Source organism: Pseudomonas sp. ES1 (assembly GCF_050586605.1).
GTDB lineage: Bacteria > Pseudomonadota > Gammaproteobacteria > Pseudomonadales > Pseudomonadaceae > Aquipseudomonas > Aquipseudomonas sichuanensis.
In genome coordinates this window covers 45,779-72,467 of sequence record NZ_JBOBDM010000031.1, presented here as the reverse complement: position 1 = coordinate 72,467, position 26,689 = coordinate 45,779, and the positions used below count along the sequence as shown (strand labels likewise).

The following is a 26,689-nucleotide window of genomic DNA, read 5'->3' as shown; positions in this document are numbered from 1 at the left end:
AGGGAGTCTTTTGCGGCTCGCGGATCTTGTACCAGGCCACGTACAGCGCCGGCAGGAACAGCAGCGTCAGCAGCGTTGCACTGATGATGCCGCCGATCATGGCGTAGGCCATCGGCCCCCAGAACACTTCGCGGGCAATCGGGATCATGCCCAGGCTGGCGGCCGCCGCCGTCAGCAGGATCGGCCGCCGGCGATGGTTGGTGGCCTCCAGCACCGCCTCCCAGGGCGACAGGCCCTGTTCCTCGAACTCGTCGATCTGGGTCACCAGGATCACCGAGTTGCGGATGATGATGCCGGCCAGGGCAAGGATCCCGAGGATCGCCACGAAGCCCATGGGCGTACCCGTGGGCACCAGCGCCACGACCACGCCGATCAGCCCCAGGGGCGCCACGCTGACCACCAGGAACAGCTTCTGCACGCTGTGCAACTGGATCATCAGGAAGGTCGCCATGAGGAACAGCATCAGCGGCACGACCTTGCGGATCGGGCCCTGGGCCTTGGCGCTCTCCTCCACCGTACCCCCGGTGGCCACCTCGTAGCCAACCGGCAGCTTGCTGGCAAACGCGTCGATGCCCGGCTTGAGCTGGGCCACCAGGTCGGTGGGCTGGATGTCGCCGACCACCGAGGCCTTGATGGTGATGGTCGGCTTGCGGTCACGCCGCCACACCAGCGGCTGCTCCAGCTCATAGCGCACGGTGGCGAAGGCCAGCAGCGGGATCGACGCGCCGCTGGGCGTGACGATCTGCAGGTTCTGCAAGGTATCGGGCGAACCACGCTCGCTGTCCTCGGCGCGCGCGACCACGTTGACCAGGTAGATGTTGTCGTTGACCTGGGTGACCTGCACGCCGCTGACGATGCTGTTCATCACGTTGGCCACGTCCTCGGACGACAGCCCCAGCTGACGGGCCTTGTCCTGGGCGATCTCGATGCGCAGCACCTTCCCGGGCTCGTTCCAGTCGTAGATCATCTCGCCGATGTGCTCGTTGCTGTCGAGGAAGGTTGCCAGCTCGATGGCATGCCGGCGCACCTGGTCGATGTCCTTGCCGCTGACCCGGTACTGGATCGGTCGCCCCACCGGCGGGCCCATCTCCAGCGACTGCACGTTGGTGCCCACGCCGACGAATTCCTCATGCAGCAGCTTCTGCAGGCGATCCATCATGCCCTGGCGCTCTTCGAAGCCCTTGCTGACGATCACCAGCTGGGCGTAATAGGGGTTCTGCAACTGCTGATCGAGGGGCAGGTAGAAACGAATCGCGCCCTGGCCGATGTAGGTGCTCCAGCGCACCAGGTCCGGGTCGTCCTTGATCCTGGCCTCCAGGCGGTCGACCACCTTGCGCGTTTCCTCGATCGAGGCATTCTGCGGCAGGTTGAGGTCGACGAGGATTTCCGGGCGGTCCGAGGACGGGAAGAACTGGTTCTGCACGAAGCGCATGCAGAACAGCGCCAGGGCGAACAGGACGATGGTGCCGATGATGGTCAGCCAGCGATTGCGCATGCACCACAGCAGCCCGCCCTCGAACGCCCGGTCGAGACGCCCGGGCTTGGCCTCGTGGGCCTTTACCTTGCTGTTGAGGATGTGCACGCCGAGCACCGGGGCGAAGAATACCGCCACCACCCAGGACACGATCAGGGCCACGGCGATCACCGCGAACAGGGTATAGGTGTATTCGCCCGCGGAGCTGGCGTTGAGGCCGATCGGCACGAAGCCGGCCACCGTCACCAGGGTGCCGGTAAGCATCGGGAAGGCCGTCGAGGTGTAGGCGAACGTGGCCGCCTGCTCCTTGGTCTCGCCCATCTCCAGCCGCGTGACCATCACCTCGACGGTGATCATCGCATCGTCCACCAGCAGGCCCAGGGCAATGATCAGCGCGCCGAGCGAGATCCGCTGCATGGTGATGTCGCTGTACTCCATGAACACGAAGACCATGGCCAGCACCAGCGGAATCGAGCAGGCCACCACCAGCCCCGCGCGTATGCCGAGGCTGACGAAGCTCACGGCGAGCACGATCACCACGGCCTCGAACAGCGCGCTGGTGAAGCCGCCGACCGCCTGCTTGACCACCACGGCCTGGTCGGACACGTTGTGCACGCCCACGCCGACCGGCAGGTCGCGCACCACCTTGTCCATCTTCTCCTTCAGCGCCGCGCCGAACACCTCGATGTTGCTGCCGGCCTTCATGCCGATCGCCAGGCCAATGGCGGTCTGGCCGTTGTAGCGGAACATCGGCGAAGGCGGGTCGACGTAGCCGCGCTCGATGTCAGCGATGTCGGCCAGACGGAAGAACCGGTCGTTGATGCGCAGGTTCACCGTTTCCAGGTCTTTCTCCGAGGCGAACTGCCCGGTGGTGCGCACCGAGATGCGCTCCGGCCCCGCCTCGATCACCCCGGCCGGGGTCACCGCGTTCTGTTGCTGCAGGGCCTGCATGGCCTGGCGCTGGTCGATGCCCAGGGCCGCCAGCTTGCGGGTCGAGAAGTTCAGGTAGAGCACCTCGTCCTGGGTGCCGATCAGTTCGATCTTGCCGATGTTGGGCACCTCGCGGACTTCGGCGCGGGCCACCTCCACATAGTCGCGCAACTGGCGCAGGGTCAGGCCGTCGGCGGTGAAGGCGTAGATCGAGCCGAACACGTCGCCGAACTCGTCGTTGAAGGCCGGGCCCTGGATGCCCTGGGGGAACTGCCCGCGAATATCCTGGATCTTCTTGCGCACCTGGTACCAGATTTCGGGAATGTCCTTGGCCTTGGTGGTGTCGCGCAGGTAGACATAGACCGTGGACTCGCCAGGGCGGGTGTAGCTCTTCACGTAGTCGAGCGAATCGAGTTCTTCGAGCTTCTTCTCGATGCGGTCGGTGATCTGGTAGAGCGTTTCGTCCTGGGTCGCACCCGGCCAGCGGCTCTGGATCACCATGGTCTTGATGGTGAAGGACGGGTCTTCCTCACGGCCCAGGTTGAAGTACGAAAAGATGCCCATCAGCACGCCGACGAACATCAAGTACCAGACGAAGGACTGGTGCTTGAGGGCCCACTCCGAGAGGTTGAAGCTTCCTTTCATTGCGGGTCCTCGTCGAAGGTCACTTTCTGGCCAGGCTTGAGGCTGTTCACACCGGCAGTCACCACCCGCTCCCCGGGCTGCACGCCGGACGCCAGGACGATGCGGTCGGCGCTGCGTTCGAGCAGCGCGACGTCACGGGTGGCCACGGTTTTCTGTTGTGGGTCGACGACCCACACCTGGGTCTTGCCATCGCGTTCGAGCAGCGCGGTCAGTGGCAGCTCGCTGCGCGGGCTCACCGCCGAACTCAGGGTGACGCTGATCGCGGTGCCCAGGTGGAACGCATCCGGGGTGCTGGCCAGGGTCAGTCGGGCACGCCGGGTGCGAGTAGTGGCGTCGGCCTGGGGCTCGAGTTCGCGCAAGGTGGCGGTGGTGTTGATGCTCGGGTCGAGCTGCGAGGCCACGGTGAAGGTCAGGCTCTTGGTCAACTGCTCGGCCAGGGGGATCGGCAGGTCGATCACCGCTTCCTTGACGTCCGGGCGTGCCAGGGTGACCACGGCCTGGCCTGCGCTGACGGTCTGCCCGGCTTCGGCCTGCCAGGCGGTGACCACGGCGGCATGGTCGGTGCGCAGGGTGCTGTAGTCCAACTGGTCGCGGGCCTGGCTGACCGCCGAGCGTGCCTGCTCCAGCGCCGCGCTGGTGGTCTTCAGGTCGGTCTGGGCGATATCCAGTTGGGCCTGGGCGCCCACGCCACGGTCGTACAGCTGCTGCTGGCGGCGCGCGTTGGCCTGGGCGTTGATCCACTGCGCCTGGACCTTGGCCAGGTCGCCTTCGGCGGCGCGCAGCTGGTTCTGTTGATCGGTAGGGTCGAGGGTGGCCAGGGTATCGCCGGGCTGCACCCGGGCACCGACATCCAGCCAGCGCCGGGCGATACGGCCAGACACGCGAAACCCGAGGGTGCTTTCGAAGCGCGCCTGGATGGTGCCGGCGAAACGCCCCAGTTGCGATTGCACTTGCGGCTCGACCAGCGTCGACAGCACGGGGCGGATCATCTCCGGCGCCATCTCTTCACCGCCGCAGGCACCGAGCAACAGGCTGGCGCAGAGGATCGACAACGGGCGTTTCATGGCGCGGCCCCTCCGTCCTTGGCGGTGACTTTCACCACCTGCATGCCGGGGTGCAGCAACTGCCCGCCGCCCACCACGACGGTCTCGCCGCCCTTGATACCGTCGGCGATCACCACCTTGCCGGTGAGGTAGCGCGACACCTGAACCTTGCGCAGCTCGACCTTGTCGCCCTCGCCCACCACCCACACTGCGGGCTCATGCAGTGCCTTGGTCAGCGCGGCCCAGGGCAACTCGATGCTTGGTCGGCCCTGGGCGTTGCCGGTGGCGGTCACCGGCGAACCGAGTTGCATGCCGGCCGGCACGTTGCGCAGGGCCACCTTGACCTGCACGGTGCCGCTTTCGGCGGACACTGTCGGGGTGATCTCGCGAACCCGGCCTTCGGCCTTCACCTCCGGGTTGTCCAGTAGGCTGACCACCACGCCTTCGTCGCTGGGCGGCTTGACCAGCAGGGATTCGTACACGTTGAACACCGCGTCGCGGTCGCCGTCCACCGCCAGGCTGAAGATCGGCATGGTGGCCTGCACCACCTGCCCCACTTCGGCCTGGCGCGCGGTGATCACGCCATCGGCCTCGGACACCAGGGCGGTATAGCTCAGCTGCTCGTTGGCATTGGCCAACTGCGCCTGGGCCGCCTTGAGCGCGCTCTGGCTGCTGCGCAGGGCGGCTTCGGCGGAATCGTATTCGCTCTGGCTGGTGTAGCCCTTGGGCAGCAGCTTCTGCTGGCGGATGAACGCGGCGCTGCTCTGGGTCACCCGCGCCTGTTCGGCGAACACCTCGGCCTTGGCCGAGTCGACGGTGTTCTGCAGATCTTTCGGGTCCAGGCGCGCGAGCACCTGGTTGGCCTTGACGTGGTCGCCCACATCGACGCTGCGGGAAATGATCTTGCCGCCCACGCGAAACGACAGGTCGGTCTGCACCCGCGCCTGTACGTCGCCGGTGAGGGTGACCCGGGCAGCAAAATCGGTAGGTTGGACTTGTTGCACCGCAACCCTGGGCAATACCGGGGCGGCTTCTTCCTTGTCACAGCCCGAAAGCATCAACAACAGCCCCAGGCCACCGACCATGATCGGATGCGATACCGACATGCAGGCTCCTCGCTTGTACGAATGGTTTGTACGACGCGTGGGAGAAGCGTAGATCAGGGATCGACAAACGGCATGGGACGGTGGGCAATTCCCCTGTGGGAGCAACTGTCTTGCATCAAATCTGAAATCTGGCGCGGTAACTGTGGGAGCGGGTTTACCCGCGAACACCGGCGTAGCCGGTGCCAAGCACCGCGTTGCCCGCTTCGCGGCTAAAGCCGCTCCCACAGGGCCGAACTGGATCAATGGTCTGCGACCGCTGCCACATTCTGAAAACATCAGCCACGCGTGGATTCAAGACACGCCACTAGTGTTCATGGCGAGCCCATATTCAAGGACGACCTGCATGACCCTGGCCCAGTCGTATCTGCTTCGCCGAGGACGGTTCTCTGAACCGGGCAGGATCTATCTACTGACCACCATCACCCACCAACGAAAACCATTGTTCATGGATTTCCACAATGCCCGGCTCGTGATCAACGAACTGCGCAAGTCCGACCAGGAACAATCTTGCCAATCGCTGGCGTGGGTGGTCATGCCAGACCATCTGCATTGGCTTATCGAACTGCATTCGGTGACGCTTGCCACACTGATGCGCAGATTCAAATCGCGATCGAGCCTGGCCTTGCACAAGTCGGGAGTTGAGCAGGACCCGGTATGGCAGCCCGGCTATCAGGACAGAGCACTACGTCGAGACCAGGATGTGAAATGGGTTGCCAGGTATATCGTTGCCAATCCATTGCGGGCTGGGCTGGTGGGGAGTGTCAGGGAGTATCCGCATTGGGATGCCATCTGGCTTTGAAACCGGGGTGAAGCATTCGCGGGTAAACCCGCTCCCACAGGGATAGCGCCATGTCCGAGGACACCGCTGTTCCTGTGGGAGCGAGTTTACTCGCGAATGGCGTCAGGCCTGTGCGGTAGCCTGGGACGGGCGACGCACCTGCGGCTGCGAAACGTTGGCTGCGGCGCCTTCCTCGATGGCCTGCTGGATCGCCTTGCGGCGACGTTCTTCGGCCTGGCGGCTGAAGTACCAGACCAGGAAGGTTACCAGCGACACCGACAGCAGGATCAGGCTGGCCACGGCGTTGATCTCGGGCTTCACGCCCAGACGCACGGCCGAGAACACTTCCATCGGCAGCGTGGTCGAGCCGGGGCCGGACACGAAGCTGGCCAGCACCAGGTCGTCCAGCGACAGGGCGAACGACATCATGCCGCCCGCCGCCAACGATGGCGCGATCATCGGGATGGTGATCAGGAAGAACACCTTCCACGGCTTGGCACCCAGGTCCATGGCCGCTTCTTCGATCGACAGGTCCAGCTCACGCAGGCGTGCCGACACCACCACCGCCACGTAGGCGGCGCAGAACGTGGTGTGGGCGATCCAGATGGTGACGATGCCACGCTCCTGAGGCCAGCCGATCATCTGCGCCATGGCCACGAACAGCAGCAACAGCGACAGACCGGTGATCACCTCGGGCATTACCAGCGGCGCGGTGACCAGGCCACCGAACAGCGTGCGGCCCTTGAAGCGGGTGACCCGGGTCAGCACGAAGGCCGCCAGGGTGCCCAGTGCCACGGCGGCGACCGCCGTGTAGCAGGCGATCTCCAGCGAGCGCATCACCGAACCCATCAGCTGGCTGTTGTCGAGCAGGCCGACGTACCACTTCACCGACCAGCCGCCCCACACCGTCACCAGTTTGGAGGCGTTGAACGAGTAGATCACCAGGATCAGCATCGGCAGGTAGATGAACAGCAAGCCGACGATCAGCATCAGGTTGGAGAAACTGAAGCGTTTCATGCCCGACCCTCCATCTCTTTGGCCTGGCTGCGGTTGAACAGCAGGATGGGCACGATCAGGATCGCCAGCATCACCACTGCCAGCGCGGACGCTACCGGCCAGTCACGGTTGTTGAAGAACTCCTGCCACAGCACCTTGCCGATCATCAGGGTTTCCGGGCCGCCGAGCAGTTCTGGGATCACGAACTCGCCCACCACCGGGATGAACACCAGCATGCAACCGGCGATGATGCCGTTCTTGGACAGCGGCACGGTGATCTTCCAGAAGCTGTTGAAGGTGCTCGAGCCCAGGTCCGATGCTGCCTCGAGCAGGCTTTCGTCGTGCTTCACCAGGTTGGCGTACAGCGGCAGGATCATGAACGGCAGGTACGAATAGACCACGCCGATATACACCGCCAGGTTGGTGTTGAGGATCTGCAACGGCTGGTCGATCAGCCCCAGCCACATCAGGAAGCTGTTGAGCAGCCCGTTGTTGCTGAGGATGCCCATCCAGGCGTAGACGCGGATCAGGATCGCGGTCCAGGTCGGCATCATGATCAGCAGCAGCAGGACGGTCTGCGACTCCTTCTTGGCCTTGGAGATGGCATAGGCCATCGGGTAGCCGATCAGCAGGCACAGCAGGGTGCTGAACAGGGCGACCTTCAACGAACCGAGGTAGGCCGAGATGTACAGCTCGTCTTCGGTGAGCAGGCCATAGTTGGCCAGGTTCAGCACCAGCTGCACCTTGCCTTCGAGATAGGTGTAGATCTCGGTGTAGGGCGGGATCGCCACATCGGCTTCGGCGAAGCTGATCTTCAACACGATGAAGAACGGCAGCATGAAGAACAGGAACAGCCAGATGAACGGCACGCCGATCACCAGGTGCCGCCCCTCCGGGGTCAGGCGCTGGAAGGCTCGCTTGAGCTTGCGCAGTTTCATGACCGCAGTACCACGCCGCTGTCGTCTTCCCACCACACGTACACTTCGTCACCCCAGGTAGGGCGGGTGCCCTGACGCTCGGCGTTGGCGACGAACGACTGGACGACCTTGCCACTGGGCAGCTCGACGTAGAACACCGAGTGGCCACCGAGGTAGGCGATGTCGTGAACCTTGCCACGCGACCAGTTGTGCTCGCAGGTTGGCTGCGTGGTGGTGACCAGCAGTTTCTCCGGGCGCAGGGCGTAGGTGATGTGCTTGTCTTCCACCGAGGTGGTGATGCCGTGGCCGACGTAGATCTTGCGCTCCAGCTCCGGGCTGGCGATGACGGCGTGGCCTTCGGCGTCTTCGACCACTTCACCTTCGAACAGGTTGACGTTGCCGATGAACTCGCAGACCAGGCGGCTGGTCGGGGTTTCATAGATGTCGATCGGGCTGCCGATCTGGGCAATCCAGCCCAGGTGCATGATGGCGATGCGCTGGGCCATGGTCATGGCCTCTTCCTGGTCGTGGGTCACCATCACGCAGGTCACGCCCACGCGCTCGATGATCTCCACCAGCTCCAGTTGCATCTGCGAGCGCAGCTTCTTGTCCAGCGCGCCCATCGGTTCGTCGAGCAGCAGCAGCTTGGGGCGCTTGGCCAGCGAACGGGCCAGGGCCACACGCTGGCGCTGGCCACCGGACAGCTGGTGCGGCTTGCGCTTGGCGTACTGGGTCATGTGCACCAGCTTGAGCATCTCGGCCACGCGGGCGTCGATCTCGGCCTTGGGCATCTTGTCCTGCTGCAGGCCGAAGGCGATGTTCTGCGCCACGGTCATGTGCGGGAACAGCGCGTAGGACTGGAACATCATGTTGATCGGCCGCTCGTAGGGCGGCATGTCGGTGATGTCGACACCGTCGAGGAAGATCCGCCCCTCGGTCGGGCGCTCGAAGCCGGCGAGCATGCGCAGCAGGGTCGATTTACCGGAACCGGAGCCACCCAGCAGGGCGAAGATCTCGCCTTTGCGGATTTCCAGGGACACATCGTCCACGGCTATGGTTTCGTCGAACTTCTTCGTGACCCGGTCGATTTTGACCAGCACCTGCTTGGGTTGCTGGCCACCCTCGAGGGCTTTCTTATAGGCACCGGAGGCAACTGCCATGAGTGAAACTCCCAACAAGATTTATATGCCCACACGGCCTGTTGCTACAGGGGCCGTGGCGGGCCTGGATTGTTGTTACTTGCCCGACTTGACCTTGGTCCAGCTACGGGTCATCAGGCGCTGCACCTTGGGTGGCAACTCTGCGTTGACGAACATCTTGTCCAGCACTTCCTGCGGTGGGTAAACCGCGGCGTCAGTCCTCACGGCCTGGTCCATCAGGTCGCCAGCCTTGGGGTTCGGGTTGGCGTAACCGACGTAATCACTGACCTGGGCGATAACCTCAGGCTTCAGCAAATAGTTGATGAAGGCGTGGGCCTCTTTGAGGTTCTTGGCGTCCTTGGGGATCGCCAGCACATCGAACCAGAGGTTGCCGCCTTCTTTCGGGATTGCGTAGGCCAGGTTCACGCCCTTCTTCGCTTCGGCAGCGCGGGCCTTGGCCTGGAACACGTCACCGGAGAAGCCTGCCGCGACGCAGATGTCGCCGTTGGCCAGGTCGGTGATGTATTTCGAAGAGTGGAAGTAGGTCACGTAGGGGCGCACGGCCAACAGCTTGGCCTCGGCCTTCTTGTAGTCTTCAGGGTCGGTGCTGTTGGGGCTCAGGCCCATGTAGTTGAGCACCGCCGGGAGCATCTCGTCGGCCGAGTCGAGGAAGGCCACGCCGCACTTGCTGAGCTTCTTCATGTTCTCGGGTTCGAACAGCACGGCCCAGGAGTCGATCTTGTCGGTGCCCAGCACCGCCTTGACCTTCTCGACGTTGTAGCCGATGCCGTTGGTACCCCACAGGTAGGGCACGGCGTACTGGTTGCCCGGGTCGTTCTTCTCGAGGCGCTTCATCAGCGCCGGGTCGAGGTTGGCATAGTTGGGCAGCAGACCCTTGTCGAGCTTCTGGAACGCGCCCGCCTTGATCTGCTTGCCGAGGAAATGGTTGGACGGCACGACTACGTCATAGCCGGTCTTGCCGGCCAGCAGCTTGCCTTCCAGGGTTTCGTTGGAATCGAACACGTCCTGCACCGGCTTGATACCGGTTTCTTTCTCGAAATCCGCGAGGGTGGTCGGCCCGATGTAGTCGGACCAGTTGTAGATATGCACCGTGGGCGCCGCTTGGACGCTGCAAGCCAGCGTCAGGCCCGCTCCAGCCATCAAGGCCTTGCGCAATACAGAAATAGACAAGTGGGGGCTCCTTACAATCAGTGCCTTTGCGGGCGGAAAACCTGGCCGCTCACGCAAAACCGGCGCGCAACTTACCTTCACGGCTTCGATGCCGCAAACTTATTTGCCTAAAGCTGCCTCTGGGCCGCAAAGGCCCGGCCCAGAGGGTCCCGCATCGGGCTTACTTGCCCGACTTGATCTTGGTCCAGCTACGGGTGATGTCGCGCTGGGCGGCCTTCTCCGGCGCCTTGATGGCGTACAGCTGTGCCTTCACTTCATCGGACGGGTAGATGGCCGGGTCGCTGGTGATGTCCTTGTCCACGAACTGGGTGGCCGCCTTGTTGCCGTTCGGGAAGCGTACGGCATTGGTAATGCCGGCCATGACTTCCGGTTGCAGCAGGTAGTCCATGAACTTGTAGGCCGCTTCGACGTTCTCGGCGTCCTTCGGAATGGCGACCATGTCGTAGAAGGTACCGGCACCTTCCTTAGGAATGGTGTAGCTCAGCTTGACCTTGTCGCCGGCCTCGTGGGCACGGGCCTTGGACTGCTCCAGGTCACCCGAGTAACCCACGGCCACGCAGATGTTGCCGTTGGCCAGGTCGGAGATGTACTTGGAGGAGTGGAAGTAGGTGATCGAAGGACGGATCTTGAGGAACAGGTCTTCGGCGGCCTTCAGGTCTTCTTTCTTGGTGCTGTCGCTTGGCTTGCCCAGGTAGTGCAGCGCGGCCGGGATCATCTCGGTCGGTGCATCGAGGAAGCTCACGCCGCAGCTCTTGAGCTTGGCGATGTTCTCAGGCTTGAACACGGCGTCCCACGAATCGATCTTGTCCACGCCCAGCGCAGCCTTGACCTTCTCCGGGTTGTAGCCGATGCCGATGGAGCCCCACATGTACGGGAAGGCAAACTTGTTGCCCGGGTCGCTGGCGTCGCCGACGGCCTTGAGCAGGGCCGGGTCGAGGTTTTTCCAGTTGGGCAGCTTGGAACGGTCCAGCTCCTGGTAGACGCCAGCCTTGATCTGCTTGGCCAGGAAGTTGTTGGACGGCACGACGATGTCGTAGCCCGACTTGCCCGCCAGCAGCTTGGCTTCGAGGGTTTCGTTGCTGTCGAAGACGTCGTAGACGACCTTGATGCCCGTCTGCTTCTCGAAGTTGGCCACGGTGTCCGGGGCGATGTAGTCCGACCAGTTGTAGACGTGCAGCACTTTGTCATCAGCCTGAACAGCGGTCGCCACGGCACCCATCAGGGCGGCGGCCAGCAGCGTCTTGCCCAATTTCTTCATGCGTAATGCTCCAGAATTTATTATCAAGCCATCTGTTCAGCAGCCAGGGCCCACGGTGCACGCGCTGGGCGACTGAAACAGCCGTTAGTCTGGCAAGTTACAAGGCGCTGTTTCAACACAACCAGAGCCTTGTAATGACTTAATGTCACCTCGCCAGCCTAGCAGACCGTCATTTGATCGCTTCGTACGTCAAATCCAGGCACTTGCGCGCCTTCTCCACCAGTTCGTCCACCTCGGCATGGGTAATCACCAGCGGCGGGGCGATGATCATGGTGTCGCCCACGGCGCGCATGATCAGGCCGTTTTCGAAGCAGAAGTTGCGGCAGACCATGCCCACGCCCTTGCCCTCGTAACGGCTGCGGGTGGCCTTGTCCTTGACCAGCTCGATCGCACCGAGCAGGCCCAGGCCGCGCACTTCGCCCACCAGTGGGTGGTCCTGCAGCTCACGCAGTCGTTTTTGCAAGTAGGGTGCCACTTCCGTGCGCGCCTTCTCGACGATGTGCTCGTCGCGCAGGATGCGCAGGTTTTCCAGGCCCACAGCGGCCGCCACCGGGTGGCCGGAATAGGTGAAGCCGTGGTTGAAGTCGCCCCCTTCGCTGATCACCTTGGCCACCTTGTCACGCACGATCACACCGCCCATGGGGATGTAACCGGAGGTCAGGCCCTTGGCGATGGTCATCAGGTCAGGCTTGAGGTCGTAGTAGTCGGAGCCGAACCACTCGCCGGTGCGGCCGAAACCACAGATCACTTCGTCGGCGACGAACAGGATGTCGTACTTCGCCAGGATCTCCTTGACCTTCGGCCAGTAGGTCTCTGGCGGGATGATCACGCCACCGGCGCCCTGGATCGGCTCGGCGATGAAGGCGGCGACGTTGTCTTCGCCCACTTCCAGAATCTTCTTCTCAAGCTGCTCGGCAGCCCACACGCCGAAGTCGTCGGGGCTCATGTCGCCGCCCTCACCGAACCAGTACGGCTGAGGAATGTGCACGATGCCCGGGATCGGCAGGCCGCCCTGCTCGTGCATGCCGCTCATGCCGCCCAGGCACGCGCCGGCGAAGGTGGAGCCGTGGTAGCCGTTGATGCGGCCGATGATGGTCTGCTTGTGCGGCTTGCCCTTGAGCGCCCAGTAGTGGCGGACCATGCGCAGCACGGTGTCGTTGCCTTCGGAGCCGGAGCCGGTGAAGAACACATGGGTCATGCCCTCGGGCGCCACGTCGGTGATCGCCTTGGCCAGCTCCAGCGCGGGCGGATGGGCGGTCTGGAAGAACAGGTTGTAGTACGGCAGCTCGCGCATCTGCTTTTCTGCCGCCTGCACCAGTTCTTCACGGCCATAGCCCACCGCCACGCACCACAGGCCGGCCATGCCGTCGAGGATCTTGTGGCCCTCGCTGTCCCACAAATGCACGCCCTGCGCCTTGGTGATGATGCGCGGCCCCTTCTCCTTCAGCTGCTTGTAGTCGCTGAAAGGTGCAAGGTGGTGCTCGCCGCTCAGGGTCTGCCATTCACGGGTTTGCGGGTTGTTGACGCTCATGTGCTTCTCCATGGTCCGGTGGCCGCGCCCAGGCGGCCTCAGGGTTGATCACACAGCAAACAGCAGGAACTCTCGCTCCCAGGAGCTGATGACGCGCTTGAAGTTTTCATGCTCGGCGCGCTTGGTGGCGACGTAGCCGGCAATGAATTTCTTGCCCAGGTACTGCTCCAGTGCCCGGCTGATTTCCATGCGTTCGAGGGCATCCTCGATGGTCAGCGGCAGGCGCAGGTTACGGCGCTCGTAGCCGCGGCCCTGTACCGGCGCGCTGGCCTGGATGCCTTCGACCATGCCGATGTAGCCGCACAGCAAGCTGGCGGCGATGGCCAGGTACGGGTTGGCGTCGGCGCCCGGCAGGCGGTTCTCGACCCGGCGGTTCTGCGGGCCGGCATCCGGTACGCGCAAGCCGACGGTGCGGTTCTCTTCACCCCACTCGACGTTCACCGGCGCCGAGGTGTCGGGCAGGAAGCGGCGGAACGAGTTGACGTTGGGGGCGAACAGCGGCAGCGCCTCGGGGATGAATTTCTGCAGGCCGCCGATGTGGTTGAGGAACAGCTCGCTCATGCTGCCATCGGCATTGGAGAAGATGTTCTTGCCGGTGGCGGCATCGACCACGCTCTGGTGCAGGTGCATGGCACTGCCCGGCTCGCCGGTCATCGGCTTGGCCATGAAGGTGGCGGCTACGTTGTGCTTGAGCGCCGCCTCGCGCATGGTGCGCTTGAACACCAGGATCTGGTCGGCCAGGTGCAGGGCGTCGCCGTGACGGAAGTTGATTTCCATCTGCGCGGTGCCGTCTTCGTGGATCAGGGTGTCGAGGTCCAGCTGCTGCAGTTCGCACCAGTCATAGACGTCCTCGAACAGCGGGTCGAATTCGTTGGCGGCCTCGATCGAGAACGACTGGCGGCCGGTCTCCGGGCGGCCGGAGCGGCCTACCGGCGGCTGCAGCGGGAAGTCCGGGTCTTCGCTGCGCTTGGTCAGGTAGAACTCCATCTCTGGCGCGACGATCGGCTGCCAGCCCTTGTCGGCGTAGAGCTTGAGGACTTTCTTGAGCACGTTGCGCGGCGACAGTTCGACCGGGTTGCCCTTCTTGTCGTAGGTGTCGTGGATCACCTGGGCGGTCGGCTCGATGGCCCAGGGCACGAGAAACACCGCGTTCTCGTCGGGGCGGCAGATCATGTCGATGTCGGCCGGATCGAGCAGTTCGTAATAGATGTCGTCGTCGACGTAATCGCCGGTCACGGTCTGCAGCAGCACGCTCTCGGGCAGGCGCATGCCTTTTTCGGCGATGAACTTGTTGGTGGGCGAGATCTTGCCGCGGGTGATGCCGGTCAGGTCGCTGATCAGGCATTCCACTTCGGTGATCTTGTGCTCTTTCAACCAATCGGTGAGCTGGTCGAGGTTGTTACTCATAAATACCTCAGGAGGTAATGTGGCCCGGTTGCAGGGAACCGGCTGCCATTGACGCCTGGCGTCGGTCAAAGTCGGCGCACACAGCGCCGAGGGGCCTGGACAGGCCCGCGCCTTGATTCTGGATGGAGTGCATTGCTAAAGCAAAAACCTGCGCGCAGGACACCAGTGGATACACTCCATAAGAGTGGCTCCGCAGTGAAAGCAAAGGGCAGATAGAAAGGAAGACGTGCAGTAACGCATTACGAGGCATGGTTTTTTTGTGCGAACCGTCAATTATTGCGGCCACTGCAGCCACCCACTGTTGCAGGCGTGCAATGATCGGACGGTAACCGGGAGATGTACCTGAGCGCACCGTGCATGCGGTGCTGGCAGGTCTCGACAGGCGGACCATGTGACCCTCGTATTATTGTGTTTTGGGTTGTGACCGAGCTTAGCCTTGTTCATTTTTTTACACAACTCCTCCGTAAAAAATAAAACACGGCCCGCTCTGGATAACCCCTCGGCACGAAAATAGCGGATAATGGCACGCCCCGATATGCAGCAAATCTGCCGTAGACGTGCCATTTCAGGGCATCATGGGGCTGGCTTGACTTAACCCGGTCTTTCCGATTGACTGGGGTTGCAAGCCCCCCTTGATTGATATTTTTAACAACAAAGGTGTTGCATCATGTCGGTACCCCCGCGTGCCGTTCAGCTTAACGAAGCGAACGCGTTCCTTAAGGAACATCCTGAGGTTCTCTACGTTGACCTTCTGATTGCAGATATGAATGGTGTGGTTCGTGGCAAGCGCATCGAGCGCACGAGCCTGCACAAGGTTTACGAGAAAGGCATCAACCTGCCGGCCTCCCTCTTCGCCCTCGATATCAACGGTTCGACCGTCGAAAGCACGGGCCTCGGTCTGGACATCGGCGATGCCGACCGCATCTGCTACCCGATCCCCGACACCCTGTGCAACGAGCCATGGCAGAAGCGCCCTACCGCGCAATTGCTGATGACCATGCACGAACTCGAAGGCGAGCCGTTCTTCGCCGACCCGCGTGAAGTGTTGCGCCAGGTGGTGAGCAAGTTCACCGACATGGGCCTGACCATCTGCGCCGCGTTCGAGCTGGAGTTCTACCTGATCGACCAGGAGAACGTGAACGGCCGCCCGCAGCCGCCACGCTCGCCGATTTCGGGCAAGCGCCCGCAGTCGACCCAGGTGTACCTGATCGACGACCTCGACGAATACGCCGACTGCCTGCAGGACATCCTCGAAGGCGCGAAAGAGCAGGGCATCCCGGCCGACGCGATCGTCAAGGAAAGCGCCCCGGCACAGTTCGAAGTCAACCTGCATCACGTTGCCGACCCACTCAAGGCCTGTGACTACGCGGTGCTGCTCAAGCGGCTGATCAAGAACATCGCCTACGACCATGAAATGGACACCACCTTCATGGCCAAGCCCTACCCGGGCCAGGCAGGCAACGGCCTGCATGTACACATCTCCGTGCTGGACAAAGATGGCAACAACATCTTCACCAGCGAGGATCCCGAGCAGAACGCCGCGCTACGTCACGCTGTCGGCGGTGTGCTCGAGACCCTGCCCGCCTCGATGGCGTTCCTCTGCCCCAACGTCAACTCGTACCGCCGCTTCGGCGCGCAGTTCTACGTGCCCAACGCGCCGAGCTGGGGCCTGGACAACCGCACCGTGGCCCTGCGTGTACCTACAGGTTCGCCGGACTCGGTGCGCATCGAACACCGCGTCGCCGGTGCCGATGCCAACCCGTACCTGATGATGGCGGCCGTGCTGGCCGGCGTGCACCACGGCCTGACCAACAAGGTCGAACCGGGTGAGCCGATCGAAGGCAACTCGTACGAGCAGCTGGAGCAGAGCCTGCCGAACAACCTGCGCGATGCCCTGCGCGAGCTGGACGACAGCGAGATCCTCAACAAGTACATCGATCCGAAGTACATCGACATCTTCGTCGCGTGCAAGGAGAGCGAGCTGGAGGAGTTCGAGCATTCGATCTCCGACCTCGAGTACAACTGGTATCTGCATACCGTGTAAACGAAAACGCCGCCCTCAGGGGCGGCGTTTTTCATTGGCTGCAGCGACGCTTTCTTCGCGGGTAAACCCGCTCCCACAGGCCTTGCACATAACCTGTGGGAGCGGCGGTTCGCCGCTGCGATTTACCCGCGAAAAGGCCCCAACAAGCATGCGCCTACAACGGCTTCTCGAAAATCTTCGAATTACGCTGGAAGTTGTACAGCGACGCTCGCGCCGCCGGCAGCTGCTCCACGCCACAGGGCGCAAAGCCACGTTCGCGGAACCAGTGTGCGGTCCGGGTCGTCAGCACGAACAAGGTCTTCAACCCCAACTGCCGAGCCCGCGCCTCGATGCGTTCAAGCAGCTCGTCGCCGCGCCCGCCATGCCGGTACTCCGGGTTCACCGCCAGGCACGCCAGCTCCCCCGCCTCGGAATCGGCAATCGGATACAGCGCCGCACAGGCGATGATCATGCCCTCGCGCTCGACCACGCTGAACTGCTCGATCTCCCGCTCCAGCACCTCACGCGAACGGCGCACCAGAATGCCCTGCTCTTCCAGCGGGCTGATCAGGTCCAGCAGGCCGCCGACATCGTCGATGGTCGCCTCGCGCACCACTTCGAACTGCTCTTGGGACACCAGCGTGCCGCCGCCACCGCGGGTGAACAGCTCGGTCAGCAACGCACCATCTTCGGCGTAACTGACGATATGGCTGCGCGCCACCCCGCCCTTGCAGGCCTCGGCGGCCGCGTCCAGCAATTCCGCCTGGTAATCGCTGCCCAGGCGCTGCAGGTGCGGCGCAATGTGTTGCGGGCGTAATTCGCGTACCAGTTGCCCCTTCTCATCCAGCAGGCCGGGTTCGGCGCCGAACAGCAGCAGCTTGTCGGCCCCCAGCTCGATCGCGGCGCGGGTGGCCACGTCTTCGCAGGCCAGGTTGAAGATCTCGCCGGTCGGCGAGTAGCCCAGCGGCGACAGCAGCACGATGGAGCGCTCGTCGAGCAGGCGGTTGATGCCCTTGCGGTCAACCCGGCGCACTTCGCCGGTGTGGTGGTAATCGACCCCCTCCAGCACGCCGATCGGCCGCGCGGTGACCAGGTTGCCGGAGGCCACGCGCAGGCGCGAGCCCTGCATCGGCGACGCCGCCATGTCCATCGACAGGCGCGCCTCGATGGCCAGGCGCAGGGCGCCGACCGCATCGATCACGCAGTCGAGGGTAGCCGCGTCGGTAATGCGCAGGCCATGGTGGTAGTGCGGGGTCAGGCCGCGGGCGGCCAGGCGGCTTTCGATCTGCGGGCGCGAGCCGTGCACCAGCACCAGCCGCACGCCGAGGCTGTGCAACAGCACCAGGTCATGGACGATATTGCCGAAGTTCGGGTGTTCCACACCATCGCCCGGGAGCATGACCACGAAGGTGCAGTCGCGGTGGGCGTTGATGTAGGGAGAAGCATGGCGCAGCCAGTTGACGTAATCGGGCATGACAAGGCCTGTGGATAAGTGAACGGAGAACGAAAAGGCGCACAACGTTCGAAAGTCATCGTCGGAACAGGCTTGCGGTCACGCGCGGTCTCCTCTAGGCAGGAACGAATCAGCTCAATGGACGTTTAGCTCAGGCAATAGTGCCGGATCAGGTCACGCAATAGACGCACGGTAGGCTCGATACGTGACATTTCCAGGTACTCGCCAGGCTGGTGGGCGCAGGCGATGTCGCCCGGGCCGAGGACGATGGTCTGGCAGCCGAGCTGCTGAAGATAAGGCGCTTCGGTGCCAAAGGCCACCGCTTCGGCGCGATGGCCGGTCAGGCGTTCGGCCAGCTGCACCAGTTCGCAGTCGGCGGCCTGCTCGAAGGGTGGCACCTCGGGGAACAGCGGCGCGTAGTCGATGCGCACCTCGTGGCGCTCGGCCAGCGGCGCCAGTTTGCCGCGAATGGCCGCGCGCAGCTGCTCGACATCCATGCCCGGCAGCGGGCGCAGGTCGAATTCCAGCGCGCACTGGCCACAGATCCGGTTGGGGTTGTCGCCGCCATGGATGCAGCCGAAATTCAGGGTTGGCGTGGGCACCGTGAACTGGGGATTGCGGTACTGTTCCTGCCAGCCGCGGCGCAGGCTCATCAGCTCGCCCATCACCGCATGCATGGCCTCCAGGGCGCTGTGGCCGAGGGACGGGTCCGACGAATGGCCGCTGCGCCCAAGGATGTCGATGCGGTCCATGAGGATGCCCTTGTGCATGCGGATCGGCTTTAGCCCGGTGGGCTCGCCGATCACCGCCGCACGGCCGAGCGGCTGGCCGGCTTCGGCCAGGGCGCGGGCACCGGACATCGAGCTCTCCTCGTCGCAGGTGGCGAGGATCAGCAGCGGTTGCTTGAAGTCGTGCTCCAGCAGCGGAATCACCGCGTCGATGACCAAGGCGAAGAAGCCCTTCATGTCGCAGCTGCCCAGCCCGACCCAGCGGCCATCGACCTCGGTCAGCTTCAGCGGGTCGCTTTGCCACAGCTGCGGATCGTAGGGCACAGTGTCGCTGTGCCCCGCCAGCACCAGCCCGCCCGGGCCGGTGCCGCGGCTGGCCAGCAGGTTGAACTTGCCGGAGGTGACCTGCTGGATTTCGCATTTGAAGCCCAGGTCGCCCAGCCAACCGGCCAGCAGGTCGATGACCGGGCGGTTGGACTGGTCCAGCGCAGGCTGGGTGCAACTGACCGACGGGGCGGCGATCAGGGCGGCGAACTGGTCTTTCAGCGACGGCAACGGCATGCGCGGACTCCTCGACGGCATCGAAGCTCATCATAACAATGCCATCCCTGCGCAGAGCAAGCGCTTGCCGGGTACCACGCAATCCCTGTGGGAGCGGGTTTACCCGCGATGGGCCGCAAAGCGGCCCCAAAACCGGCAGGCCACAGCCGACTCCTGTAGACTGCCCGGCAACGATGCCCCCTCCCTGCGAGCCCGCGATGCACACTGAAACCGAACTCAAACTCCGCGCCAGCCCCGAGACCCTTGCCGCCCTGCGCGAGCACCCGCTGCTGAAAAAGCGCAACAAGTCCGGCTGGCAGACCCGCGAACTGCTCAATCAGTATTTCGACACCCCCGAGCGTGAGCTGTCCGCCGCCCGGGTCGCCCTGCGCCTGCGTCGTGACGGCGAGGTGATCATCCAGACCCTCAAGTGCCGCGGCCAGAGCGTAGCCGGCCTGTCCGAGCGCAACGAGCACGAGTGGCAGCTGGACAAGGTCAAGCTCGACCTGAAGAAGCTCGACGCCAGCTGCTGGCCCGAGCAACTGGCCGAGCTCGACAAAAAAACCATCAAGCCGTTGTTCACCACCGACTTCACCCGCGAGTACGCGGAAATTTCCTGGGGCCGTGGCAAGGCCAAGGTGGTGATCGAGGCTGCGCTGGACCAAGGTTTCGTGATCGCCGGCAAACGCAAGGAAGCCATCTGCGAGCTGGAGCTCGAACTGCGCGAAGGCGCGCCCGAAGCGCTGCTGGAGCTGGCCGCCGAACTGGCCGCCACGCTGCCACTGATGCCCTGTGACATCAGCAAGGCCGAACGCGGCTACCGCCTGCTCGACGAAGGCAGCTACGAGCTGGATCTGCCGACCGCCGAGCTGGATGCCGAAATGCCAGTGGACGACGCCTTCGCCGCCCTCGCCTGGCAATTGCTCGGCAGCAGCCAGCGCCTGGCCGAGCAGTACCGCCACACCGGCCACTGGCGCCTGCTGCAGGACTGGGTGCGCTGCCTGGCCGAACTGCGTGCACTCACGGGCAGCCTTGGTCAGGCCGCGCCGCGCGCTGCCACCCGCGAGCTGCGCGCCAGCCTCGACGCTCTGCTGGAAGACTGGCGCCCACTGGTGCTGGCCGGCAACGAGGACGAAGACATCCGCCGCGCCGCGCCCGAGCAGTTCATTGAAGAGCTGGAAGACCCGCGCTGGGGCCAGTTCTCCCTGCAGACCGCGCGCTGGCTGAGCGCCCGTGCCTGGACCGTCGAGCGCAAAGGCCGTGGCGAACGCCAGGGCAAGGCGCAACTGGCCAGCTGGCTGCAGCACCTGCTCGGCGAAGAAGCCCGCGCCCTCAAGCTGCCGCTGTACGTACAGCGCCCGGAAGACCTGGCCGAGCAGCTGCCGCGCATCGAGTCGGTACAGGCCTGGATGCACCATGCCCGCCAGGTGCTCGACCTGCCCCAGCAGGACCGTCTGTACGGTGAGCTGAACAAGCTGCATGAGCTGGCCGAGCAAGCGCTGGTCGATGAGCACAAGGACGAGCTGCTGGAAGCACGCATCGAGCAGGCCCGTGCCATCGAACAGAACCGCGCCTGGAAGTACCTGCTCAAGTCGCCCTCAGCGCGTTAAGGGCAGGCTGGTCGTGGACTTGATCTCGGACAAGGCCACGATCGAATTGACCTCCTGGATCCCCGGCACATTCGACAGCTTTTCGAAGAAGAACCGTTCGTAGGCTTCGATGTCCGGGGTGACAATACGCAGCAGGAAATCCACCGAGCCCATCAGCACGTAGCACTCCAGCACCTCGGGGAAGCCGCGGATCGCCTCGGTGAACTCGGCGAAGTTCGAGCGGCCGTGGGCATTGAGCTTCACCTCGGCGAAGATCTGCGTATTCAGCCCCACCTTCTTGCGATCCAGCAGGGTCACCTGGCCGCGGATCACCCCCTCCTCTTTCAGACGCTGAATGCGGCGCCAGCAGGGCGATTGCGACAGGCCCACGCGCTCGGCGACCTGCGCACTGGACAATGAAGCGTCCGCCTGCAGCACCTCGAGAATGCGCCGGTCATAGGCATCCAGTTCGCTTTGCATGATTGATTCCCCAATGCGCCATAAAACGAATTGTCTAATTCGTCAAAACCGTAAATGGCCAAATCATAGCGAAAATATGCCCCGCCGAACGTGCAAGAATTTCTGCACTTTCGCGGAGACCCAGCATGAACGCACTCGAACGCCCCCTCACTTCGCCCCGCAGCGACGCCTGGGCCGCCACGGCCGCGCACAGCACCGTGCACTACCACCTGCTGGCCGAAGCCGAGCCGGACACCCTGTGCCGGGTACTGAACCTGTTCGCGCTGCAATTTCTCACCCCACACAGCGTGCAGGTGAGCCAGTGCGACGACCTGCTCGATGTGCAGATCGGTATCGGCGGCCTGAGCTGGCACCGCGCCGAAGTGATCGCGCAAAAGTTGCGCAACCTGGTCTGCGTCGCCGAAGTCAGCCTGCACAACCTGCCGCGCCTGGCGCACGCGGCAGTCAGCTGAAGGCCGCCGGCGGCAAGATCCGGAAATCCTTTGCCGCACCGCGGGTGGGCCACCCGGGCTAGCCTTTCCAGGCCTTCGTTCACCTGGCCAGGACGCCGCCATGCTCGCCAAGGATAGCCATGACCTCGACCTCAACCGCCTGCTCGACGCCCTGCTGGCCGAGCAGCGGATCACCGCCGGCGATGCCCTGCAGGCACTCGAACGGGCAAGGTCCCACCCCGCCGACCATCCTCTGGAACTGATTGCCGGCCTGGCCCTGCCAGACCCGCTGCACCCAGGCCAGGCCCTCGGGCTGGATAGCCTCTGCCGCTGGCTGGCGCATCAGGCTGGCCAGCCGTTCCTGCACATCGACCCGCTACAGATCGACCTGGCCCGCCTCGGCAACCTGGTTTCTGCGGCATTCGCTCAGCGCCACGGCATCCTTGCGGTGGCCATGGACGACAGCAGCATTACCGTGGCCAGCGCCCAGCCCTACCAGCGCGAGTGGGAAGCCGACCTGGCCCTGAGCCTTGGCAAGCAGGTGCGCCGGGTGCTGGCCAGCCCCAGGCAACTGCGCCAGCTGGCGACGACCTTCTACGACCTGGCCCACTCGGTGCACGGTGCCGGGCAGCAGCAGTCACCGCGCCTGGGCGAGCTGGAGCAGTTGCTGGAGCTGGGCGCCAGCCATGCTCAAGCCAGTGCCGACGACGCCCACATCGTGCACATCGTCGACTGGATGCTGCAGTACGCCATCGAACAAGGCGCCAGCGATATCCACCTGGAGCCGCGCCAGGCGCAGGGCCACCTGCGCCTGCGCATCGACGGCCTGCTGCACGCGGTCTACGCCTTCCCGGCGGCGGTTGCACTAGCCATGGTCAGCCGCCTGAAACACCTGGGGCGGATGAACGTGGCGGAGAAACGCCGACCCCAGGATGGCCGGCTTAAAAGCCGTCTACCGGGTGGGGCGGACATCGAGTTGCGGCTCTCCACCCTGCCCACGCCGTTCGGCGAGAAGCTGGTACTGCGCCTGTTCGACCCCCGACAACGGCATGACACCCTCGAACGCCTGGGGCTGGGTGGCTCGCTGCTGCAGCAGTGGCAGGCGCTGTTGCAACAGCGCCAGGGCATCCTGCTGGTCACTGGGCCCACCGGCTCGGGCAAGACCAGTACGCTGTATGCCAGCCTCAGGCACCTGGCCACACCCCAGGTGAACCTGTGCAGCATCGAGGACCCCATCGAACGCCTGGAGCCTGCCATCAACCAGCTGCAGGTCCAACCAGGCCTGGACCTGAACTTTGCCGACGGCGTGCGCGCCCTGCTGCGCCAGGACCCGGACATCATCATGATCGGTGAGATCCGTGACCCCGAGACCGCGCAGGTGGCCGTGCAAGCGGCGCTGACCGGGCACCTGGTGCTGTCCACCCTGCACACCAACGATGCCTGCGGTGCCATTACCCGCCTGCAGGAACTGGGTGTGGCCGACTACCTGATCAAGGCCACGCTGATCGGCGTGCTGGCCCAGCGCCTGGTGCGCACCCTGTGCCCGGCCTGCCGCGACAGCGCCCGGCAGGAGCAGGCCTGTCGCCAGTGCCGGGGCAGCGGTTTCCAGGGCCGCACAGGCTTGTTCGAGTTGCTCAGGGTCAGCGTCAGCCTGCGTGAACGGATCACCCCGGGCGCCGACCTGGCCACCCTGCGCCGGCAGGCACAGGCCGATGGCCTGCGTGACCTGCAACGCTGCGGCCAGGACCGCGTCGAGCAGGGCCTGACCACCCTGGAGGAGGTGCTGCGGGTCTGTGGATAAGTGAGAAATCCCCTGTGTGAACGGGAACTTGGCCTGGGCAGGCATGATCCAACGGGCATCTCAAACAGCCCTCAAAGACCGAGGTGATTCATCATGCGTTTCAAAACAGCCATCGCAGCCACCGTCCTGTTCGCGCTGCCCATTGGCTCCGCCATGGCCGACACGTTCTGGCGTAACGTCATCTCCTCGGGTGCCACCACTGCCTCGACCTACCTGACCTTCAAGGACCACAAGCTGATCGTCGCCGCGCAGGATGACGCCGGCAGCTTCGTTGCCAGTGACGGCGCGATTCGCGGGCCGTTCCTGGAAGCTGCCATCAACCAGGTTCGCGCCGACAACCCGAGCGTGCAGGCCAGCGACATGGAACTGGCCAACGCAATCCTGGCCAAGAATGCCGTAGCCGAGTGATCCAGGAGGCTGCTGTGTAGCCCAATCGCCGGCAAGCCGGCTCCCACCCCGACCGCATCAGCCCAGGCCATGGGCAAACCTTGTGGGAGCTGGCTTGCCAGCGATGAGGCCAGTAGAAGCAACACAAAATTGCTGCTTCCACAGGGCGGGGCAATTTCAGCGATTCGCCTCCACCGGCACACACGAACAGAACAGGTTCCGGTCCCCATACAAAGCTCAAATGCCGCTCCGAGGCGCCCTATTTCCATACGGCAGCGCCATACAAATCGCCAAATGCCGTAGGACCTTTCTCTAACTCTCCTGAGCTAAAAAAAGACAGTTCCCAGGCTGCTAGCGTCCGCGCTTCCACTCACAAGGAAGCAGCAGCATGAGCCAGCGCATGAACATCTTCGGTAAAGGCCAAGGCCTGGACGGCGATCTCACCAGTACTGATGCCACCTGTATCGCTGGCCAGGCTCGCGGTACTTTCCATGGCCGCCGCTGGCTACTCGAAGGCGACCGTACCACGCCATGTCCGCGGTGCGGCAAGGAAGGCACGATCGTCGATGGCGAGTCACGCTGGCTTCAGGATGGCATCCCTGTCGCTGTAGATGGCACCCCCGTGCAATGCGGGTGCCCAGCAGGTAGCAACTACGTCTTGGCTCCAATGAACCGGCAAGTCGCGGCACTGGCGAATTCGGCACACCTGCCCACCTCCGATAGCTTGCGTCGCAACGCTCCACCCCAGCCACAGGCCTTTGCTCGCGCCACATCGCCCATGGCTTCGGCCGCCCCCGGCGGCCTTGAACCTGGGTTTCACATAGTGCAACGCAGCACCTCATTCCCTCAGTTACTCATGCGCCTGTTCGAGGTGCGCGGCTCGCTGCCAGTCGCCCGCTTGCAACGGCTCAACCCCACCTTCGCTCAAGGCTTCAAGGCCGGAGAGATCTTCGTCATCGGCGACCCGGACAATAGCCATGCCTGCACCCGCGAAGAGGCCGAGTTGATGGCCGCAGCGCAGAGGGCACGGGAGGCACTGACGGAAATGAACGCCGAGGAGGCGGATTTCATGATGCGTCACCAGAGCGATATTGCAGGCCTGCTCGCAGATGCAAGCTTATCGATGGGCGTTGTCCAGACGATGATGGCCAGATCACTTGAGGAGTTGCAGGGCACACTGCGCGGTATAGAGCACTTGCATCAGCAACAATTTCAAAAGCACGGCCACCTGAAAAGCCCAGAGTTCTTCAGTGCCCGCAAGGAGCTCTTCCGAAAACTGGATACACAGTTAAAAATCACCTTTCTCAACAAGCATATGGACCTTGGCAGCCATGATTCCTTGCGTAGAGACCTTGGTATATCAAGCAGAAGCCTGGTCCATCATTGGAGCAAGGCCGGCGGGCCGGGACAAATTCCGGGCTACTCGACTCACTTGGATAAATTAGCAAAAATGTCCAACTACCTGAAATATGGAGGGAGCGTAGGGATTATCCTTGGTGGTTCTTCATCGCTTTTGAAAGTCCAAGAGGCATGCCGAGCCGGTGAAACGACTGCCTGTAAAAAAATTCGTTTCACTGAGTCTGGAAATTTTGCAGGGGGCCTTGCTGGCGGCGCGACTGCCGGCTTTTTAGCAAAATATGTAACAGGGGCTGTGTGCCTTAGCCTTGGCCCGGTCAGTGCGACCGTTTGCGTCATAGCCGTAACTGGCGCAACAACTCTGGCAGGGAGCATGAGCGGAATGGCGGTGGGAGAAAACATTGGCGATGTCCTTTTTGAATCCCTGTACTCGGAGTGACTACAACATGAGCCTACTTGTTGAATTGGCATCATCCTCGAAGTCCTGGAAGCTTTTCATTGCCCTTACCCCGTGCGTGATCCTGCTAACAGGGCTTTTCATCATTACTCGCCTGGCATGGACCAAAAATCTGGAAATCATGCTCTCAGCCCTGAAAAGCAGTGAATGGCTAAGGTTTGAAAGCGCTATATGGAGTATGTTTGGGCTTTGGGGGAAATTCCTGATAACCGGCACCATCGCAAGCTTATTGCACTGGCCGATAAAAAATTTGCACATCCGCCTTGGGAAAATTAAAAAAGAAGAAATAGATAATTTTCCCAAACCCCTAAAATATCAACTTCTCATCGGCGAACTCCTCATAGCTATCGGCGCATTGCTATGCGCCATAACTTATCATGCCTATTCATAAACACGACAAATCACCGAGCGCGCCTAGGCAAAATATGTAACAGGGGCGGCGTGCCTTAGCCTTGGCCCGGTTAGTGCAACTGTCTGCGTCATAGCCGTAACTGGCGCAGCAGTCTTGGTAGGGGGCGTGGGCGGAATGACGGCGGGAGAAATCACCGGCGATGTCCTGTTTGAATCCCTGTACTCGGAGTGACTACAACATGAGCCTACTTGTTGAATTAGCGTCATCCTCGAAATCCTGGAAACTTTTCATTGCCCTTACCCCGTGGGTAATCCTGTTAATAGGGCTTTTCATCATTGCTCGCCTGGCATGGACCAAAAATCTGAACATCATGCTCTCAGCCTTGAAAAGCAGTGAGTGGCTAAGGCTTCAAAGCGCTTTATGGTGTATGTTTGGGGCTTGGGGGAAATTAATGATAACCGGCACCATCGCAGGTTTATTGCATTGGCCGACCAAGCAAATGCATATCCGCCTTGGAAAAATAAAAAAAGAAGAAATAGACAACTTCCCAAAATTTCTGAAATATCAACTTTTCATCGGCGAACTCCTCATGGCTGTCGGCGCACTACTATGCGCCATCACTTATCATGCCTATTCATAAATACGACAAATCACCGAGCGACGGCCAGCAGCAAACG

The 26,689-nt window shown here is 62.8% G+C and carries 22 protein-coding genes; 9 read left to right on the top strand and 13 right to left on the bottom strand.

What is annotated here, in order from left to right:
• The 3 genes from ACQ4N9_RS14745 to ACQ4N9_RS14735 form a co-directional block, all read right to left on the bottom strand.
• A partial coding sequence (locus ACQ4N9_RS14745; protein ID WP_390966363.1) for an efflux RND transporter permease subunit occupies positions 1–3,049 on the bottom strand: 3,049 nt, incomplete at its 3' end.
• Positions 3,046–4,113 carry an efflux RND transporter periplasmic adaptor subunit gene (locus ACQ4N9_RS14740; protein ID WP_390966365.1) on the bottom strand — a complete coding sequence of 356 codons (1,068 nt, stop codon included), beginning with the start codon at positions 4,111–4,113 and terminating at the stop codon, positions 3,046–3,048. The genes ACQ4N9_RS14740 and ACQ4N9_RS14745, both read right to left, overlap by 4 nt.
• Positions 4,110–5,198, bottom strand: coding sequence for an efflux RND transporter periplasmic adaptor subunit (locus tag ACQ4N9_RS14735; RefSeq protein ID WP_390966367.1), 1,089 nt, complete (start codon positions 5,196–5,198; stop codon positions 4,110–4,112). The genes ACQ4N9_RS14740 and ACQ4N9_RS14735 overlap by 4 nt, the downstream gene beginning before the upstream one ends.
• Positions 5,199–5,541: 343 nt before the next feature.
• On the opposite strand from ACQ4N9_RS14735, the gene ACQ4N9_RS14730 reads away from it, so the two are divergent.
• The gene (locus tag ACQ4N9_RS14730; protein ID WP_390966371.1) at positions 5,542–5,997 is read left to right on the top strand and encodes an REP-associated tyrosine transposase; all 456 of its coding nucleotides are present in this window, start codon (positions 5,542–5,544) and stop codon (positions 5,995–5,997) included.
• A gap of 102 nt (positions 5,998–6,099) precedes the next feature.
• Here the strand turns inward: ACQ4N9_RS14730 and ACQ4N9_RS14725 are convergent, their stop codons facing one another.
• The 7 genes from ACQ4N9_RS14725 to ACQ4N9_RS14695 all read right to left on the bottom strand — a co-directional run bounded on the left by ACQ4N9_RS14725 (position 6,100) and on the right by ACQ4N9_RS14695 (position 14,415).
• Positions 6,100–6,993, bottom strand: coding sequence for an ABC transporter permease subunit (locus tag ACQ4N9_RS14725; protein ID WP_110992169.1), 894 nt, complete (start codon positions 6,991–6,993; stop codon positions 6,100–6,102).
• Positions 6,990–7,910 (bottom strand): ABC transporter permease subunit, encoded by a 921-nt coding sequence (locus ACQ4N9_RS14720; RefSeq protein ID WP_167409790.1) that lies wholly within the window; start codon positions 7,908–7,910, stop codon positions 6,990–6,992. The genes ACQ4N9_RS14725 and ACQ4N9_RS14720 overlap by 4 nt, the downstream gene beginning before the upstream one ends.
• Positions 7,907–9,049: a polyamine ABC transporter ATP-binding protein gene (potA, locus tag ACQ4N9_RS14715; protein ID WP_110992168.1), complete on the bottom strand. Its 1,143-nt coding sequence runs from the start codon at positions 9,047–9,049 to the stop codon at positions 7,907–7,909. The genes ACQ4N9_RS14720 and potA overlap by 4 nt, the downstream gene beginning before the upstream one ends.
• Positions 9,050–9,124: 75 nt before the next feature.
• Positions 9,125–10,219: a polyamine ABC transporter substrate-binding protein gene (locus tag ACQ4N9_RS14710; protein WP_258644126.1), complete on the bottom strand. Its 1,095-nt coding sequence runs from the start codon at positions 10,217–10,219 to the stop codon at positions 9,125–9,127.
• A 160-nt stretch (positions 10,220–10,379) separates the two neighbouring features.
• Positions 10,380–11,477, bottom strand: a complete 1,098-nt coding sequence (locus tag ACQ4N9_RS14705) for a polyamine ABC transporter substrate-binding protein (RefSeq protein ID WP_258644125.1) — start codon at positions 11,475–11,477, stop codon at positions 10,380–10,382.
• A gap of 169 nt (positions 11,478–11,646) precedes the next feature.
• Positions 11,647–13,008: an aspartate aminotransferase family protein gene (locus tag ACQ4N9_RS14700; protein ID WP_390966375.1), complete on the bottom strand. Its 1,362-nt coding sequence runs from the start codon at positions 13,006–13,008 to the stop codon at positions 11,647–11,649.
• Positions 13,009–13,056: 48 nt separating this feature from the next.
• Complete coding sequence (locus ACQ4N9_RS14695) at positions 13,057–14,415, bottom strand: glutamine synthetase family protein (protein ID WP_125462192.1); 1,359 nt, start codon at positions 14,413–14,415, stop codon at positions 13,057–13,059.
• A gap of 667 nt (positions 14,416–15,082) precedes the next feature.
• Here ACQ4N9_RS14695 and ACQ4N9_RS14690 point away from each other — a divergent pair.
• Positions 15,083–16,459 (top strand): glutamine synthetase family protein, encoded by a 1,377-nt coding sequence (locus tag ACQ4N9_RS14690; RefSeq protein WP_110992163.1) that lies wholly within the window; start codon positions 15,083–15,085, stop codon positions 16,457–16,459.
• A gap of 154 nt (positions 16,460–16,613) precedes the next feature.
• Here the strand turns inward: ACQ4N9_RS14690 and argA are convergent, their stop codons facing one another.
• Positions 16,614–17,912: an amino-acid N-acetyltransferase gene (argA, locus tag ACQ4N9_RS14685; RefSeq protein WP_125462190.1), complete on the bottom strand. Its 1,299-nt coding sequence runs from the start codon at positions 17,910–17,912 to the stop codon at positions 16,614–16,616.
• A 125-nt stretch (positions 17,913–18,037) separates the two neighbouring features.
• A complete protein-coding gene (argE, locus tag ACQ4N9_RS14680; protein ID WP_390966377.1) occupies positions 18,038–19,180 on the bottom strand; it encodes an acetylornithine deacetylase in 1,143 nt (380 codons plus the stop codon).
• A gap of 197 nt (positions 19,181–19,377) precedes the next feature.
• Here argE and ACQ4N9_RS14675 point away from each other — a divergent pair, with 197 nt between their 5' ends.
• Positions 19,378–20,769: an inorganic triphosphatase gene (locus tag ACQ4N9_RS14675; protein WP_390966379.1), complete on the top strand. Its 1,392-nt coding sequence runs from the start codon at positions 19,378–19,380 to the stop codon at positions 20,767–20,769.
• Here ACQ4N9_RS14675 and ACQ4N9_RS14670 read toward each other — a convergent pair.
• Complete coding sequence (locus tag ACQ4N9_RS14670) at positions 20,758–21,228, bottom strand: Lrp/AsnC family transcriptional regulator (protein WP_110992159.1); 471 nt, start codon at positions 21,226–21,228, stop codon at positions 20,758–20,760. The two genes, ACQ4N9_RS14675 and ACQ4N9_RS14670, sit on opposite strands and share 12 nt — an antisense overlap.
• Positions 21,229–21,353: 125 nt before the next feature.
• Between ACQ4N9_RS14670 and ACQ4N9_RS14665 the strand changes: the two genes are divergently transcribed.
• The 6 genes from ACQ4N9_RS14665 to ACQ4N9_RS14640 all read left to right on the top strand — a co-directional run bounded on the left by ACQ4N9_RS14665 (position 21,354) and on the right by ACQ4N9_RS14640 (position 26,652).
• The gene (locus ACQ4N9_RS14665; RefSeq protein WP_390966381.1) at positions 21,354–21,680 is read left to right on the top strand and encodes a hypothetical protein; all 327 of its coding nucleotides are present in this window, start codon (positions 21,354–21,356) and stop codon (positions 21,678–21,680) included.
• A gap of 100 nt (positions 21,681–21,780) precedes the next feature.
• The gene (locus ACQ4N9_RS14660; protein WP_390966383.1) at positions 21,781–23,460 is read left to right on the top strand and encodes a GspE/PulE family protein; all 1,680 of its coding nucleotides are present in this window, start codon (positions 21,781–21,783) and stop codon (positions 23,458–23,460) included.
• Positions 23,461–23,553: 93 nt separating this feature from the next.
• Positions 23,554–23,868 carry a DUF2388 domain-containing protein gene (locus ACQ4N9_RS14655; RefSeq protein WP_390966385.1) on the top strand — a complete coding sequence of 105 codons (315 nt, stop codon included), beginning with the start codon at positions 23,554–23,556 and terminating at the stop codon, positions 23,866–23,868.
• Between the two features lie 367 nt (positions 23,869–24,235).
• The gene (locus tag ACQ4N9_RS14650; RefSeq protein ID WP_390966387.1) at positions 24,236–25,642 is read left to right on the top strand and encodes a PAAR domain-containing protein; all 1,407 of its coding nucleotides are present in this window, start codon (positions 24,236–24,238) and stop codon (positions 25,640–25,642) included.
• Between the two features lie 7 nt (positions 25,643–25,649).
• Positions 25,650–26,051, top strand: a complete 402-nt coding sequence (locus ACQ4N9_RS14645) for a hypothetical protein (RefSeq protein ID WP_125857085.1) — start codon at positions 25,650–25,652, stop codon at positions 26,049–26,051.
• Positions 26,052–26,250: 199 nt separating this feature from the next.
• Positions 26,251–26,652, top strand: coding sequence for a hypothetical protein (locus ACQ4N9_RS14640; RefSeq protein ID WP_390966389.1), 402 nt, complete (start codon positions 26,251–26,253; stop codon positions 26,650–26,652).
• The last annotated feature ends 37 nt before the right edge of the window (positions 26,653–26,689 follow it).